We start from the raw sequence: 16,236 nt of genomic DNA, 5'->3' as shown, positions 1-16,236 counted from the left end.
GCTACGCTCCTCAGACATCCTACGCTTCTTTTTCCCGACAAATCTGCGCTACTCGCCCGCGTAAACGGGACCGGATTCCGTGCACACTCCACCGTTGTTGATCGCTCCCACGCTCCGCGTGGGAGCGCCTGTCCGGACGCTCTGCGTCCGATCACTCAGACGGTACTCTCCTTACGTCCCGCTAAATCGCCCCGCGCCCACGCAGTTCGGCAATCTGTGCCTCGTCGTAGCCAAGCTGGCGCAGAATGCTGTCGGTGTGTTCGCCCAGCGCCGGCCCGGTCCATTCGGCGCTGCCGGGGGTGTCTGAGAGCTTGGGTACAATGCCGGGCATCTTGAAGGCTTTGCCGTCGGGCAGGGTGGCGCTGAGAAACATCTCGCGGGCCAGGTACTGCGGGTCGGTGACCATGTCAGCAGCAGAGTAGATCTTGCTGGCGGGGACGTCGGCCTGCTCCAGCACCTTTAATACCTCGTCCTGCGGCAAGCTGGCGGCCCAGCGGTCGATCAGTGCGTACAGCTCGTCGCGTCTGGCGTCACGGCCGGCGTTGTCGGCCAGGGTCGGGTCATCAGCCAGGTCGTCACGGCCAATGGCGCGCATGAAGCGCTGAAAAATGGCATCGCCGTTGGCACCGATCTGCACTGCTTTGCCGTCGCTGCAGGTGTGGATGGAGGAGGGGGTGATACCGGGCATGATGTTGCCGGTGCGCTCGCGCACAAAGCCCATGACGTCGAACTCCGGCACCATGCTCTCCATCATCGCGAACACCGCTTCGTAGAGTGCCACATCGACAATCTGCCCCTTGCCCTGATTGACCTCGCGGTGCCGCAGGGCCATAAGGGCACCAATCACGCCCCAGAGCGCGGCGATCGAGTCGCCAATCGAGATGCCGGTACGCACGGGCGGGCGATCGTCAAAGCCGGTGATATAGCGCAAGCCGCCCATGGACTCGCCGACGGCACCGAAGCCCGGTTGATCTTTCAGCGGACCGGTCTGGCCAAAGCCGGACAGCCTTACCATGACCAGAGCCGGGTTGAGCGCGTGCAGGGTATCCCAGTCCAGGCCGAGTTTTTCCAGTGTGCCGGGGCGAAAGTTCTCGATCAGAATATCGGCTTCGCTGATCAGCTTTTTGAGAATCGCGATACCGTCTGCGTCCTTCAGATTGAGCGTCAGCGACTGCTTGTTGCGCGCCTGCACAAACCACCACAGTGAGGTGCCCTCGTACAGCTTGCGCCATTTGCGCAGTGGATCGCCGCCCTTGGGTGATTCGACCTTGATGACGTCAGCGCCGAACTCCGCGCAGATGCGAGCGGCGAAAGGGCCGGCGATCAGCGTGCCGAGTTCGATGACCTTGAGTCCGGCGAGGGGTTTGGTTGTGTCCATGTCGCTTCCGGCGGTGATGATAGGCTCGCCAGTGTAGGTCAAAGGCCTACCAGGCGGAACGGCTAGTCTTGGATGGCGTCGGCGAACTGCCCGATGGCATCCACCACGCGCTGCGCTTCGTCGCGAATCTCCAGCATGACCTCGCCCGCCCGGTTGGCGAGCTGGACACCTTGCTCCGATTTGCTGCGACTGCCCGCCATGCCGTCGACGGCGCGGTGCGCCAGCTCCATGTTCTGTTGCACAACCTCGTTAATCTCGACTGTCGCCTGGCTGGTGCGGGCAGCCAGGTTGCGTACTTCGTCGGCCACCACGGCGAAGCCACGGCCCTGGTCCCCGGCGCGGGCTGCTTCAATGGCAGCATTGAGGGCCAGCAGGTTGGTCTGGTCGGCAATGCCACGGATCACCTGGACGATGCTGTTGATGCGGTCTGATTGGGTGTTCAGTGCATTGATGTGCTCGGATACCGAGTCTAGCTCCCCGGCGATGGAACGTACAACCTCAACCGCTTGCTCGACCGTGGTCGCACCCGTGCGAGCGCTCTCCTCTGTTTCTTCGGCAATCTCGAAGGCCAGTTTGGCGGCAGCCGACTCGGCTTGCCTGCGTTCTACCTGGGCGGTGATGTCGCTGGCAAACTTGACCACGCCATACAGCTTGCCCTGGCTGTCGTAGAGCGGGTTGTAGGTGGCGCGTAGCCAGATGGTCTGGCCACTGCGGGTGACCCGCTTGAAGCGGTCAGAGAGGTACTCGCCCCGGTTCAGGTGCTCCCAGTCTTGCTGGTAGCGCGGGCTGTTGGCGGTACTCTCATGGCAGAAAATGCGGTGGTGCTTGCCTTTCACCTCATCCAGGCGATAGCCCATGGTGTGCAGAAAGTTGTCGTTGGCGGTGACAATCTCGCCTGCCAGGGTGAATTCGATGACTGCCATGGAGCGATTGATGGCATTGAGCAGGCTCTCGTGCTGTTGTTCCGCTTCAACCTCGCGGGTGATGTCGAAAGCCAGCTTGAGCACGCGAGCCACCGCGCCGGTCGCATCGGTCACCGGGATATAGCTTGCTTCCAGCCAGATCTTGCGGCCGTTCTTGTCAATCCGCGCAAACCGATCCGTGAACGATTCGCCACTGCTGAGCCGTTGCCAGAATCGGCGGTAGTCGACGCTGGCGGTGACATCCTGGGTGCAGAACAGGCTGTGGTGCTGGCCACGTATCTCGTCCAGGCTGTAGCCAACGACGCCTAGAAAGGCCTGATTGGCGTCGAGGATCTCGCCGTCTCGGGTGAACTCGATCCAGGCCAGGTTTTGCCGGATGGCGTCCAGTATGCGAGATTGGCTCGCGGCAAGTTGCTGGCTGTGGCGAAGCTCTGCTTTGATACCGGATCCGAACATGGCAGTCTCGTGCTGGCGCTGGTGGGTGCATCGGCGATGCAGGGGTGTAGGTATGCATCGGCAGCTCAGGCGTCTACTTGAACCCTTCTGCTATCCGCTGGGTCATTATATTGCGCGGTTGCCGATGTGGCCGTGTGTCGTTCAACCAACCAATCGATAGGGAGCGTTGCTTGGCTACCAGTCTGCTTGTTCTGCTTGATGATATTGCCTCGGTGCTCGATGACGTCTCCGTGATGACCAAGATTGCGGCGAAAAAGACTGCGGGGGTGCTGGGAGACGACTTGGCGTTGAACGCCCAGCAGGTAACCGGGGTGCGCGCCGAGCGCGAGCTGCCGGTGGTCTGGGCCGTTGCCAAGGGCTCGCTGCGCAACAAATTGATTCTGGTGCCGGCCGCGTTGCTGATCAGCGCTGTTGCGCCGTGGTTGATCACGCCCTTGTTGATGCTGGGCGGTGCCTTTCTCTGCTACGAGGGTGCGGAAAAGCTGGCTCACCGGTTCTTGCATGATGTTAAAGGCGAGCATCAGGAGACGGTCAAGGCGTTGAACGATGATCAGGTCGATATGGTGGCGCGGGAGAAGCAGAAGATCGCCGGGGCCATTCGTACCGATCTGGTGCTCTCGGCGGAGATCATTGCGATCACCCTGGGCACCGTCGCCGAGGCAGAGTTTCTCACCCGGGTGTTGGTGGTCAGCGGTATTGCGCTGGTGATGACCCTCGGTGTCTATGGGCTGGTGGCCGGTATCGTCAAGCTGGACGACGGCGGACTGGCGCTGACTCGACGCACTAGCGCCGCTGCTCAGGCTGCCGGGCGTGCCATTCTGGCAGGCGCGCCCTTGCTGATGAAAACCCTCTCTGTGGTGGGGACGGCCGCCATGTTCATGGTGGGCGGCGGTATTCTCAGCCATGGCCTGGCTGTGGTGCACCACTGGATTGAGGCCAGCGCCGCCCAGGTCGACGCTTGGCCGTGGCTCGGAACGGTGCTGGGCGGGCTGACGCCTACCTTGCTGAATGCGCTGTTCGGGGTGGTGGCTGGCGCGGTGATTCTGGGCGTGATTACGCTGGCCGGTCGTCTGCGCTCACGCGCCTGACAGCGGGGCGTCGTTCAGCGCTCAGTGTTTGCTGGACTGCAGCAGCTGGGCCTGAGCGTGCGGGTCGTCACCCAGCCGATACTGGTTGTTGCCGCTGCGCTTGGCGGTGTACATCGCCAGGTCGGCGGCGTGAATGAGCTTGTCCATAGTGACGGCGTGGTCGGGGAATACGGCCACGCCCAGGCTGGCGCCGACCTGGAAATCGCCCTCTTGCAGTTGCATCGGCGGCGTAAGCGCGGTGAACAGCTGCTCGCTGATGCGTTGTGCTTCGGTATCCACTTCGCTGCTACGTGACAGGCCCTCGAACAGTACGACAAACTCGTCGCCGCCCAGGCGCGCCACCATGTCGCTGTTGCGCACCGCACTGCGCAGGCGCTTGGCGACCTCTACCAACACGCTGTCGCCGGTGGCGTGGCCGTGCTGGTCGTTGATGGATTTGAAATGGTTGAGGTCGATGAAGACCAGCGCGAGGCGCTGGTCTTGCGTGCGTGCGCGAATGAGTGCCGCAGCAAGCTGCTGCTCCAGCATCAGGCGGTTGGGCAGCCCGGTCAGCGGGTCGCGGTGCGCGAGCTTGCGCAGTTCATTGGCCGAGCGCTTCTCGTTGGTTATATCGCGGACGATTCCCATCATTCTGACCGGCTCGCCTTGTTCGTTCTTGACCACATTCCCGGTCTCTCTCACCCAGTGCACACTGCCATCGGGCCAGACAACGCGATATTCCTCGTCGTGGTTTTCACCGGTCTCAATACAGCGCAGCTCGCCTTCGAGCACGTGCTCGCGATCATCGGGATGCACGCTGTCGCAGAACAGGCTGTAGCTGGGGGTGATCTCGCCGGGCTTGTAACCGAACATGCCGTAAATAGCCTCGGACCAATACAGCTGGTCGGTGCCGATATGCCAGTCCCAGGTGCCGATCTGGGCAAAATATTGGCTGCGCTTGAAGCGTTCCATGGCCTCGGTACTGGATAGCAGGTCGGCTTCCGGGTGCAGCAGGATGACTGTCCGACCATTGATGTCCGGCAGGCGCGTGAGATCCTGCTGGCGCACCCCGTCGTCGGCGGCCAGCACGACCTCGATACGCTCCATGGGAACGGGCAGGCTGCGCAGGGCGGGTAACCAGTGAGTGAGTGGCAGGTGGTCAGCCAGGCGCTGATGGGGCTGGCCGAGCAGGCGGGCGGCTGCCGGGTTGTGCCAGACAATGCGCTGTTGACGGTCAAGTAGCAGCAGGCCGTTGGGGGATAGCGTCAGTAGTGCCTTGAAGGTGGCTACCTGTCGCCTGCTATGCCATAGAGCGCTGCATGCGAGCAGGAGCGCTATCAGGGCTATGGCAGTCAGCAAGAGGGTCATTGGATCATCGTACGAGAACGCTTTGCCGCAGTATAACGCGACTGCGATGGCAAGCCAGTGAATAGTGGCGATCTGATGCTGGGGACTGAACCACCGGCGCTGCGAGCACTCACAGCTAGGGTGTAGGCAGGCTTCCCGGGAACAGGAGAGCGCCATGGCTGACATGGAGCAGGTGGTACGTATCGTCAGCAGTACGCTGGCCGATGAATTTTCCGATCTGACAGACATAGAGCAGGGCACTCGTGTGACGCTGCGGTTGCTGCTGGCGGCGCTGCTGGGCGGCGTGCTGGGTCTGGAGCGCGAGCGGCAGGGTAAGGCGGCTGGTGTGCGTACGCATATGCTGGTATGCCTTGGTGCTGCGCTGTTTGTGCTGGTGCCGGATATGGCCGGGGCGCTGGACGACGCCATGAGTCGGGTAATTCAGGGTGTGGTTGCCGGCGTTGGCTTTCTCGGGGCGGGCACTATCCTCAAGGGCGATGCAGCCAATCAGGTCAAGGGCCTGACTACTGCCGCCGGTATCTGGCTGACCGCGGCGATTGGCGTCACCATTGGCCTGGGGCACCAGGCAACCGGTTTGCTCTGTGCGGCTCTGGCGCTGATCATTCTGCACCTGGTGCCGATGCTGTTTCGCTCTCCCCAATCGCCTTCCTGAGAAAAACGTCGAACTGTGCGCGAGTAGACTCTTCTTTGTCAGACGCGCGCAAGGCTGCTGTAGTTAAATAGCCGGTGCACGGATCGCGCCTTCTCTCATGCCGCCTGGAAAGCGCCCGCCTTGTACTGATCCGTCCCTCTTGTAATGCCTGTTTGCGCGGGCCTGCTTGCCCATTGCAGCGCGGCCTGAACAGCGCCTTTAAAATCATCACATGTAATTCATTGAATTGTTACATGTGATGGGCTAGTCTCGCGTCATGGAAAAGAAATCATCTGCCTACTATCAGCGACTTTATCGCCAGCGCTTGCGTGAGCAGGGGCTGGTCAAGAAGGAAGTCTGGATATTGCCCGAGCATGCCTCTGCGCTCATGGCAGTAGAACGCAAGCTGCGCCAGCCGATGGCCCAGCTGGACTCAATGGAGAAGGAGATAGACATGAGCATGCAGCAGGTTTGGACTGCCACAGCGTTGCACAAGGCGTTGAGTGGCACCGAGTTGTTTCAGGGCAAGCGCGCCAGTGTGGAGCTGATTGACGGCAGCGAAGCCAGCTTGCACGTCACCATGCATGAATACGGTGATTTGCCGCTGTTTATTGCCGTGTTTGGCGAGCAGATCATCGTTGAAGCCCTGTTGTGGCCGGTGAGTGATGTGCGTGATCTGGCCGAGTTCAACGAAGAGGTGCTGCGCACCCACAAGCTGTTCCCGCTGTCGAGTATCGGTCTTGAGCGTCTGGCCGACGGCACCGATTGCTACACCATGTTTGGTGCCTTGAGCTCTGGCTCGGCACTGTCTGATGTGGTGTTCGAGATCGAGTTGCTGGCGGACAACGTGATCAAGGCCACTGAAGCCTATGAGAATCATCTGGCGATGCCAGCCTGACAAGGAGAAAGCTGATGAACGTGTGGAGCAAATTGCTGACTGCAATGCGCGGTGGTGCCCAGGAAGCAGGCGAGGCGCTGGTCGATAGCCAGGCCCTGCGTATCCTCGATCAGGAAATCCGCGATGCCGATGCCGAGTTGCATCGTTCTCGCGAAGCGCTGGCCAATATCATGGCCAAGCAGAAGCTGGCTGCCGACAAGCTGAGCAAGGTCTCGGCGCGCATCGCCGAGTATGAACAGTACGCACTCAAGGCGCTGGAGTCCGGTAACGAGACGCTAGCGCGTGAAGTGGCCGAGAAGATCGCAGGCCTGGAAAACGAGGCAAAACTGGAGTCCGAGCAGGCTGAGGCCTACGCCACCAGCGTGGCCAATCTGCGTCAGGCGGTGCAGCAGGCTGAGGGCAATATCAAGCGACTGAAGCAGCAGGTTGATGTGGTCAAGGCCACTGAAAGCGTGCAGAAAGCGCAGCTGGCGGTATCTCAGCGTTACGGCGGCTCACAGGCCAAGATGCACACCGCGCTGGAATCGCTGGAGCGCATCAAGCAGAAGCAGGCCGAGCGTGGCGCGCGCATGGAGGCTGCAGCCGAGCTGGCGGTTGAGGGCAGTCCCGACCAGGCGCTTGAAGAGAAACTGCGGGCGGCGGGTATTACGCCGGCGTCCGGCAGTGCAGACAGTGTGCTTGAGCGTCTGAAGCAGCGCTCCGACAGCTAGGTGTCTTGAGCGGTCAGGGAGGGGGATCGGGATGGAGCTTTTCTTTCAGACGTCGCTGACGTTTCCGGTAGTGCTGTTCAGCTTCATGCTGTGCGTAGCCATGCTGTACTGGCTGACGGTGGCGCTGGGCGCAGTCGATGTTGACGTGCTGGACGCCGGTGGTGACGGCGGCATGGACGACCCGTCCAATGCCGAAGGCCTCGGCGGCCTGCTGATGAAGCTGGGACTGCATGACGTCCCGGTCACCCTGGTGCTGACGGTGCTGGTGTTTTTTGCCTGGCTGGCCAGTTACTTCGCGCAGTTGCTGCTGCTTGGCTGGCTGCCGTTGGGGCTGTTGCGTTACCCGGTGGGTTTGGTGGTCATCGTGCTGGCGCTGGTGGTGGCCGTGCCTGTCACCCGGCTGGTGGTGGCGCCGCTGCGGCCGCTGTTTCGCAAGGCGCTGGGCTCAACCACACGCTCATTGCTGGGGCAGGTGGTCGTGGTGCGCTCGCCTCTGGTCAGCGATCGATTGGGCGAGGCGCTGCTGGAAGACGGCGGTGCAGGGCTGATCCTGCGTGTGCGGGCGGACCCGGCGCGGGGGTTCAAGCGCGGTGATCGTCTTGTATTGCTTGAGTACCTGGAGGCAGAGCATGCCTATCGGGTGATCAGCGAAGAAGAATTCAATGGGAAATAGTGCGAGGCGGCACTGTTCAGGTGCTGTGTCGTCCTGCAAAGGAGTTTGAGCGTAATGAGTATGTCCATGGTAATGCCCTTCCTGATCGGGGTTGGCATCGTCTTTTTGCTGATCGTCGGTTTTTTTGTCCTGTTCAATGCGTTCTACATCAAGGTACCCCAGGGTACGGCGTTGATCGTGAACGATATGAGTGCTACTCCCAAGGTGCACTTCACCGGGGCGCTGGTTTATCCGGTGATCTACAAGAAAGAATTCATGAAAATCTCCCTGCTGACGCTCGAAGTAGATCGACGTGGCAAGGATGGGCTTATTTGTCAGGACAACCTGCGTGCCGACATTACGGTCGCCTTCTACCTGCGGGTAAACGAGACCCAGCAGGATGTGCTCAAAGTGGCCAAGGCGATCGGTGTGGACCGTGCCTCTGACCGCACCGCGGTCAATGAGCTGTTCAACGCCAAATTCTCCGAGGCGCTGAAGACGGTAGGTAAGAAGTTTGAATTTGTCAGCCTGTTTGAAGAGCGTCAGAACTTCCGTGACCGCATTATCGAGGTCATCGGCAACGACCTGAATGGCTATGTGCTTGAAGACGTTGCGATCGACTACCTCGAGCAGACGCCGCGCACCTCGCTTGACCCCACCAACATTCTTGATTCCCAGGGTATTCGCAAGATTACCGAGCTGACCGCGACCCAGAACGTGATTACCAACGAGCTGGAGCGTAACGAAGAGCTCGCGATCATGAAGAAGAACGTAGAGACTCGCGAAGCGACGCTGGCACTGGAACGCCAGCAGGCGGATGCCGAGGCGCGTCAGGAGCGTGAAATCGAAACCATCCGCGCGCGTGAGCAGGCTGAAACCGTCAAGGTGCAGGAAGAAGAGCGCCTGAAGGCCGAGCAGGCCCGCATCCAGACCCAGCAGGACCTGGATATTCGCAGCGAGAACCACCACCGCGAAGTCGAGGTGGCCCAGCAGAATCGTCAACGTGCTGTGGTGATCGAGGTCGAGAAGGTGACCCGGGCGCGTGACCTGGAAGTGGTTGCCCGTGAGCGTGAGGTTGAGCTGCAGCGTATCGAGAAAGAAAAGGCGCTGGAGGAAGAGCGCAAGAATATTGCCGGCGTGATTCGCGAGCGGGTGGCGGTCGAGAAAACCGTGGCGCAGGAAGAAGAGCGCATCAAGGAAGTACGCGAAGTCGCCGAGGCCGACCGTCAGAAGCAGGTACAGGTGCTCAATGCACAGGCCGAGGCCGAGCAGGAGCTGGTGCGTCAGGTCAAGCAGGCGGAAGCCGATGAAACCAAGTCGCGGCACAAGGCTATCGAGATGAACAACCTGGCTCAGGCCGAACTGGAAGCGGCCGCCAAGCAGTCCGAAGCCGCGAAGAAGCGTGCCGAAGGGACGCAGGCCGAAGCCGCGGCCAATGGCCTGGCTGCGGCCCGTGTCCGCGAAGTTACCGCCGCGGCCAAAGAGAAGGAAGGTCTGGCCGAGGCGCGTATCCAGTCCGAGCAATTGATTGCCCAAGCCAAGGGCGAGCAGGAGCAGGGGCTGGCGCAGGCGCGGGTAATCGAGGCGCAGGCGGCTGCCAAGGAGAAAGAAGGCCTGGCAGAAGCCAAGGTGCTGGAAGAAAAACTCACTGCCCAAGCGCGCGGCGAAGAGCAGCTTGGTGTGGCCAAGGCTCGCGCTGCCAAGGACCAGGGGCTGGTCGAGGCCGAAGTATTGCTGGAGCGTCTCAACGCCGAAGCCGAGGGTCTGGGCAAAAAGTTCTCCGCACTGGATGCACTCAGCGCCGATGCCCGTCAGCACGAAGAATTCCGCATGCAGCTTGAGAAGAGCTTCGAAGAGGCCATGGCCGCCATCGCCGCGAATAAGGACATTGCGCGGGATCAGGCAGAGGTGCTGTCGACGGCACTCGCTAAAGCCAATATCGAGATCGTGGGCGGGGAGGGTGACTTCTTCAATTCCTTTGCCAAGTCGCTGTCGGTGGGCAAGGCCATTGAAGGGGTTGTCGGCAAGAGCCCGGTGGTGCAGGACGTGCTGCAACGGCTGCTGGCCGGCCGTGGCAACGGTGATATGCCGAGCGTGGCCAACAAGGGCGACGCCGACGCCTGATACACCCTACCGCTTGACGCCCCGGCATGGCCGGGGCGTTGCATTGCTAAGCCAATTCGGGAATGACGAGGATGTCAGAGTCAGCAGGCGAAAATCAGGCACAGGGCCTGGTTGATCGGGCTGTAGCTGAAGGTGGTGCCTACGAGGTGCTGCATAAGCGGCTGCTGGAGCAAGGCCGGCAACTTGCCGGTCTGGCCGAGGCGCTGAATGCCCAGCGGCAGCAGGAATTTGGCAGTCAGCCGATCGAGGTGATTGGTCGCACTCGCGTGCGCACTGAGAACAATTGCATCGCACGCGATATCGCCCAGGTCGGCGGACTGATGCTGTTCGGCTACAACGTGTTCATCGGGCTCAAGCAGGAAACCCGGGTCCAGGACGTTTTCTCTCTGTATCGACTGGTACAGGAAGATGACGGGTACGACGCCCAGCCCGTCGATCTGGCCGGGAGTTTTCTGGCCGAGGCCAGCTTCGTCAACGACTTTGACGAGTTGTATCGCTATTACAAGCATACCCGCCTGTTGCAGCTGAGCGTGCGCGACGGCAAGTTGCTGGCCGCGTTCCAGATTGGAGAGCGGATCAGCGATGTGCGGGTCTTCCGCTGGTCGGTGTCCGCCGACGGTGGTCGGGTCCGTTACATTGATAACCGCGGTGAACGCGATATTGAGTTGCCGCGCCCGTTCGACTTCGAGTGGACGCCTGTTGGCCGCGACAGCGTGGTGCAGGGGCGGCATTCGCATTTCAATATTCTCGATACCCTGTTTGTCGACACTCTGGGTGGTGATCTGACCATCAAGGTGGAGAACAACACCGAGGACGGCCTGGGCATTTACCGCGAGGCGGTCGCCGACAAGACCCAATCGCTGAATGACGTGCAGATCGAGTACGCCCACCTGGGTACCTTGATCCTGCTCAAGGTATTGCCTTACCGCGAGGAGCATTGGCGGTACCTGGTATTCAACACCCTGACCCGCAAGGTTCAGCGTATCGATGCGATTGGGCAGGCCTGCGTGCAGTTGCCGGAAGATCACGGCATCATTTTTCCGGGTGGCTGCTACCTGCAGAGTGGCGAGTACCGCACCTTTGATCAGCCCATGGCCGGCATGCGTTTCAAGCGCTCTGTCCGCTCGCCCAACGGCGAGGATGTGCAGTACGTGTTCTATCATCCCGAGCAGGGCCGTTCGGCGCTGTTTACCTACAACCTGATCAGTCGTGAATTGCAGAGCCCGCAATTTGGCCATGGGCATGCGCGGCTGGCTGACGGGCGCATGGTGATCTTTTCTGCCGAAGGCGATGAGCCGACGCGCATTCACCCGATGCAGGTCTGGCAGACGCCTTTTTATACCGACGAGCACGCCGCCGCTCAGCCGCAACGTGGCGGTTTCTTTGGGCGCATAGGTAACGCCGAGCTGGTGCGCGGTGTGTCTGACCTGCTGAACCTGGCGCGTGAGATCGACAGCAATGAGGTCTCGCTGCAACGCTACGCACTGCTGTGTCAGGAAACCCAGCGCCTGTTTGACGCCTATTACTGGCTCAGTGATGAGGCCTGCGGCGGCGTTGCCCCCCTGCTGCGGCAGATATCCTCCAGCGCGGCCATGGTGCTGGACGAGTTCGAGAAGGTCGAAAGTATCCGTCAGCAGTCCGCGCGGGCCATGACGGAGGCGCAGACACGTCAGCAGGAGCTGATGTCGGGCCTGTCGGTGCAGGAATTCACCGATGTTCAGGCCTACGTCGATGCGCTGGGGGCACTCAATGCCCAGCGCGGCAAGCTGCTCACCATTCGCGAGTACCGCTACATCGATGTCGCGCAGATCGACGAGATGGAGGCGCAGCTGCTGGCCGAGCACGAGCGACTGGCCGCAGAGGTGTCTGCCTTTTTGGCTGGCGAGCAGGCGCTGGCGCCCTATCACCAGCAGTTGCAGGAGCTGGATGCCAGCGCCGAGCAGGCTGAAACGGTCACCCAGCTGGCTGAACCGCTGGAGCAGCTGACCGCGATGGCGGCGGGGCTGGACATGCTGTCCGAGCTGATGGCGTCGCTGCGTATTGACGACGCTACCCAGCGCACCCGCGTGGTTGAGGCCATCTCCGAGCTGTATGCCAAGCTCAACCAGTCCAAGGCGCGAGCTGAGTTGCGGCGCAAGTCATTGGGGTCGGCAGAGCAGGTCGCGCAATTTGGTGCCCAGTTCAAGCTGTTCAGCCAGGCCATTACCAATGCCTTGGCGCAGGCTCAGGACCCGGAAAGCTGCGATGAGCAGCTGTCGCGCCTGCTGGTTCAGCTCGAAGAGCTGGAAAGCCAGTTCGGGGGGCATGAAGCGTTTCTGAGTGACATCCTCGACAAGCGCGAAGAATTGCTCGAGACCTTCGAGGCGCATCGCCAGCGTCTGCTCGATGAGCGCCAGCGCCGTGCCCAGGGTCTGCAGGACGCCGCCGTGCGCATCATCGACAGCTTGCCCCGGCGCACCGGGCGGCTGACCGAGCCGGATCTGCTGAACGCCTTTTTTGCCACCGACCCGCTGATTCTCAAACTGCGTGAACTGATCGAGCGGCTGCGCGCGCTGCACGACAACGTCAAGGCGGATGATATCGAGGCGCGGCTCAAGGGCGCGCGGGATCAGGCAGTGCGTGGTCTGCGCGACAAGCGTGAACTGTTCGAAGGTGGCGGTAATGTCATTCGGCTGGGGCCGCGTCACCGTTTCAGCGTCAACGCCCAGGAACTGGACCTGACCCTGCTGCCCCGTGGCGACTCGCTGAGCCTGCATTTGACGGGCACCGACTATTTTGGGCCGCTGGTCAACGACGAGCTGGACGGGCTGCGTGACTATTGGGATGGCGGTCTGCTGTCCGAGTCCCCGCAGCTCTATCGCGCCGAGTACCTCGCCGGTGAGGTCATTGCGCTGGCCCAGCGGGCAGAGGCGGGCTTGAGCATGGAGCTGTTGCATCAGCAGTTGCTTGAACCTGAACAGCTGGTACGCACGCTGCGCGAGATCGCGACGCCACGCTATCGCGAGGGTTACGAGAAGGGTATTCACGATCACGATGCTGCGCTGATTCTGGCGCAGCTGTTGCCGCTGCTCGCCAGTGCCGGCCTGCTGCGTTTTGACCCGCAGGCCCGGGCGCTGGCCATGTTGTTCTGGGTGCAGAGTGCCGATTCGCCGGCGGTATCCGGCTGGGCCGAACGCGCTGCGGCCGTGTTGCAGATCCGGCAGCTGTTCGGACGTGATGACGCGCTGCTGGCGTTGCAGGGCGAGATGCAGTCCAGCCTTGCTGAGTGGCTGCAAGAGCGTTTGATCGACGCTGACATGAGAACGCTGGAAGCCGCAGCCGCCTGGTTGATCGAGTGGCTGGCCGAGCCGCAGCCGGTCTGGCAAGTCAGCAGGTATGCCCAGCAGCTTTATGACGGCCTGCAGGACCATCTGGCGCCACTCGGTCTGTGGGACAGCTGCATGCAGTCGGTAGAGTGCCTGGCCGGTGCGCCAGGACAGCAGTGGCAGTTCTTGCAGCACTGGTTTTCTGGTCTGTGCGAGCAGGAGGCCTTTGCCCCGCTGCGTCGCTACGTGCCCGAGGCGGTGGCCTTTTGCTTGCTGCAATCGCAGGTTCCGGTGACCGTTGTTGAGGTGGATCTGCGATTCGAGGTGTCTGGCCTGCTGGGGCAGCACCCACGCGTGCAGGACGGAGCCCTGACGTTGGCGGTGGATGAGTTCTTTACTCGTCTGCGTCAGCACCGGCAGGACTTTCAGCCGGGTCTGGAGCGCTATCAACAGTTGCGTCAGCAGTTGCTGGATGAGCAGCGCAAGACGCTGCGCCTGGCCGAGTTCAAGCCGCGCCCGCTGACCTCCTTTGTGCGCAACCGGCTGATCAATGACGTGTATCTAGGCGTGATTGGCGACAACCTGGCCAAGCAGATGGGGACCGTGGGTGAGGGGCGGCGCTCAGACCTGAACGGTCTGCTGATGCTGATTTCCCCGCCCGGTTACGGCAAGACCACGCTGATGGAGTACGTGGCGCATGCGCTGGGCCTGGTGTTCATGAAGATCAACGGTCCGGCGCTGGGGCATGAGGTGCGCTCGCTGGATCCGGCGCAGGCACCGGATGCGACAGCGGCGCAGGAGCTGGTCAAACTGAACCTGGCACTGGAGATGGGCAACAACGTGATGCTGTATGTCGACGACATTCAGCATACCCATCCCGAGTTTTTGCAGAAGTTCATCTCGCTCTGTGACGGCACGCGACGCATCGAGGGTGTCTGGAAGGGGCGCACGCGCACCTACGATATGCGTGGCCGTAAATTTGCCGTGGTCATGGCCGGTAACCCCTATACCGAGTCGGGTGAGGTATTCCGTATCCCCGACATGCTGGCCAACCGCGCTGATATTTATAACCTCGGCGATACCCTGGCCGGCATGAACGATGTGTTCGCGCTGAGCTATATCGAGAACAGCCTGACCTCAAACTCGGTGCTTGCGCCGCTGGCTGGCCGCGATCTGAATGACCTCTACCGGTTGGTGGCCAAGGCCGAAGGCAAGCCGTTCTCTGCCAATGAGTTGAGTTACGACTACAGCGCGGCCGAGATCAACGACATGGTTGCCACCCTGCAGCGCATGATGCAGCTACGTGACGTGGTGCTGCGGGTGAACCAGCAGTACATCGCCAGCGCCGCGCAGGATGATCGCTATCGCACCGAGCCGCCGTTCAAGTTGCAGGGCAGCTATCGCAACATGAACAAGCTGGCGGAGAAGGTCTCCGCGGTGATGAACGAGCAGGAGCTGCAGCAACTGGTCGATGATCACTACCAGGGCGAGTCGCAGCTGCTCACCACCGGCGCCGAGGAGAACCTGCTCAAGCTGGCCGAGTTGCGCGGCACCCTGAATGCAGAGCGTGCCGAGCGCTGGGAGCAGATCAAGGCGGACTTCCTGCGTAATCGCGCCATGGGGGGCGATGACGCGGATGTCGGCAAGCGCGTTGTTGGCCAGCTCAACGATCTGGTGCAGAGCGTGCGCGCGCTGGCCGGTTCTGGGCAGTCCGAGGTGGCGGTGCCCTGGGACGAGCTGCTCGCTGCGTTGCAGTCGCTGCACAAGCTGAGCCCCAAGGTACGTGTGGTGATGCCGCCCCAGCAGTTGATTCAACAGATGCTCGACGGTCTGTCCGACAGCATGCGTGCCACGGTGACGCCGCTGGCCGATGTGATGGATCGCCAGGTGGTGGCCGGGCGGGAGGCGCAGACGCAGTTGCTCGACATTGTTCGGCAACTGAAGGTCGTGACCCTAGATGATCAGGATGACAGCAAGCCATGATGGACTTTCAACAACTGGACCAGGTGTTGCGCGACAGCGTGGCGGATTTGCGTCTGAGCAATGAAGAGCGGGTGGAACTGCGCGAGTTGGGTGGCGGCCTTGAGCCTGACCGTATCCGTTTTTTGCGCAATCGCGCCTTTGCACTGGTACGTGAGCTTGCCGCCGAGCCGGAAAACGTGCTGCCGGCGCTGAAATGGCTGGAGCAGGTGGTCAAGACGCTGGATAGCGCACAAGTCAACGACGTGCAGGTGGCCAGTGCGCATTTTAGTCCGGGCGAGAGCTGCCGGCGGCGGATTCTGGATTTGTGCAACCAGGTGCGTGACAGCCTCAGCATCTGCGTCTTCACCATTTCGGATGACCGCCTGAGCCGCGCGGTGCTGGCCTGCCATCAGCGCGGGGTCAAGGTGCGGATTATCAGCGATCATGAAAAGCAGCATGACATGGGCAGTGATATTGCCATGCTGCGCGATGAAGGCATTCCGCTGCGCGTCGACCCCGGCCCGTATCACATGCACCACAAGTTCGCGCTGTTTGATGAACGGCTGCTGCTCAATGGCAGCTTCAACTGGACACGCAGTGCCAGTGACTACAATCAGGAGAATCTGCTGGTGATCGACCATGCGCCGCTGGTGGCCGATTACGTGCGTGAATTCGAGGACCTCTGGGAGCGCTTCGCCGTGTGAGCGGTTCGGCGTCGGTGCAGTGGATGCGGTACACTGCCGCCCGGCTTCCCACAGGACA

10 protein-coding genes and 2 pseudogenes are annotated in these 16,236 nt (G+C 61.4%); 8 read left to right on the top strand and 4 right to left on the bottom strand.

Annotation, left to right across the window (positions count from 1 at the left end):
- Positions 1-181 precede the first annotated feature (181 nt).
- The 3 genes and pseudogenes from ASB58_RS11775 to ASB58_RS20575 form a co-directional block, all read right to left on the bottom strand.
- The gene (locus ASB58_RS11775; RefSeq protein WP_118130950.1) at positions 182-1,378 is read right to left on the bottom strand and encodes a CaiB/BaiF CoA transferase family protein; all 1,197 of its coding nucleotides are present in this window, start codon (positions 1,376-1,378) and stop codon (positions 182-184) included.
- A gap of 62 nt (positions 1,379-1,440) precedes the next feature.
- Positions 1,441-1,881, bottom strand: a pseudogene (locus ASB58_RS20580) (methyl-accepting chemotaxis protein); the annotation flags it as partial.
- A gap of 99 nt (positions 1,882-1,980) precedes the next feature.
- A pseudogene (locus tag ASB58_RS20575) lies at positions 1,981-2,757 on the bottom strand (PAS domain-containing protein); the annotation flags it as partial.
- Between the two features lie 170 nt (positions 2,758-2,927).
- On the opposite strand from ASB58_RS20575, the gene ASB58_RS11765 reads away from it, so the two are divergent.
- Positions 2,928-3,845 (top strand): DUF808 domain-containing protein, encoded by a 918-nt coding sequence (locus ASB58_RS11765; RefSeq protein WP_118130946.1) that lies wholly within the window; start codon positions 2,928-2,930, stop codon positions 3,843-3,845.
- 21 nt (positions 3,846-3,866) lie between these two features.
- Here the strand turns inward: ASB58_RS11765 and ASB58_RS11760 are convergent, their stop codons facing one another.
- Positions 3,867-5,192: a diguanylate cyclase domain-containing protein gene (locus ASB58_RS11760; protein WP_235827286.1), complete on the bottom strand. Its 1,326-nt coding sequence runs from the start codon at positions 5,190-5,192 to the stop codon at positions 3,867-3,869.
- Between the two features lie 163 nt (positions 5,193-5,355).
- On the opposite strand from ASB58_RS11760, the gene ASB58_RS11755 reads away from it, so the two are divergent.
- The 7 genes from ASB58_RS11755 to ASB58_RS11725 all read left to right on the top strand — a co-directional run bounded on the left by ASB58_RS11755 (position 5,356) and on the right by ASB58_RS11725 (position 16,178).
- Entirely contained in the window at positions 5,356-5,844 is a 489-nt protein-coding gene (locus ASB58_RS11755; protein WP_407920680.1) for an MgtC/SapB family protein, read from the top strand.
- A gap of 256 nt (positions 5,845-6,100) precedes the next feature.
- A complete protein-coding gene (gene bacA / locus ASB58_RS11750; protein WP_096003076.1) occupies positions 6,101-6,721 on the top strand; it encodes a biofilm formation regulator BacA in 621 nt (206 codons plus the stop codon).
- A gap of 14 nt (positions 6,722-6,735) precedes the next feature.
- On the top strand, positions 6,736-7,431 hold the full coding sequence (locus tag ASB58_RS11745; RefSeq protein ID WP_096003075.1) for a PspA/IM30 family protein: 696 nt from the start codon (positions 6,736-6,738) through the stop codon (positions 7,429-7,431).
- A 31-nt stretch (positions 7,432-7,462) separates the two neighbouring features.
- A complete protein-coding gene (locus ASB58_RS11740; protein ID WP_118130942.1) occupies positions 7,463-8,104 on the top strand; it encodes a hypothetical protein in 642 nt (213 codons plus the stop codon).
- Positions 8,105-8,158: 54 nt separating this feature from the next.
- A complete protein-coding gene (locus ASB58_RS11735; RefSeq protein ID WP_118130940.1) occupies positions 8,159-10,207 on the top strand; it encodes a flotillin family protein in 2,049 nt (682 codons plus the stop codon).
- Positions 10,208-10,278: 71 nt separating this feature from the next.
- Entirely contained in the window at positions 10,279-15,495 is a 5,217-nt protein-coding gene (locus ASB58_RS11730; RefSeq protein WP_118130938.1) for a DNA repair ATPase, read from the top strand.
- The gene (locus ASB58_RS11725; RefSeq protein WP_096003071.1) at positions 15,495-16,178 is read left to right on the top strand and encodes a phospholipase D-like domain-containing protein; all 684 of its coding nucleotides are present in this window, start codon (positions 15,495-15,497) and stop codon (positions 16,176-16,178) included. Before ASB58_RS11730 ends, ASB58_RS11725 begins: the two co-directional genes overlap by 1 nt.
- The last annotated feature ends 58 nt before the right edge of the window (positions 16,179-16,236 follow it).

This window comes from Pseudomonas abyssi, assembly GCF_003444685.1.
GTDB classification, from domain to species: Bacteria; Pseudomonadota; Gammaproteobacteria; order Pseudomonadales; family Pseudomonadaceae; genus Halopseudomonas; species Halopseudomonas abyssi.
This window is presented reverse-complemented; position numbering and strand designations above follow the sequence as displayed.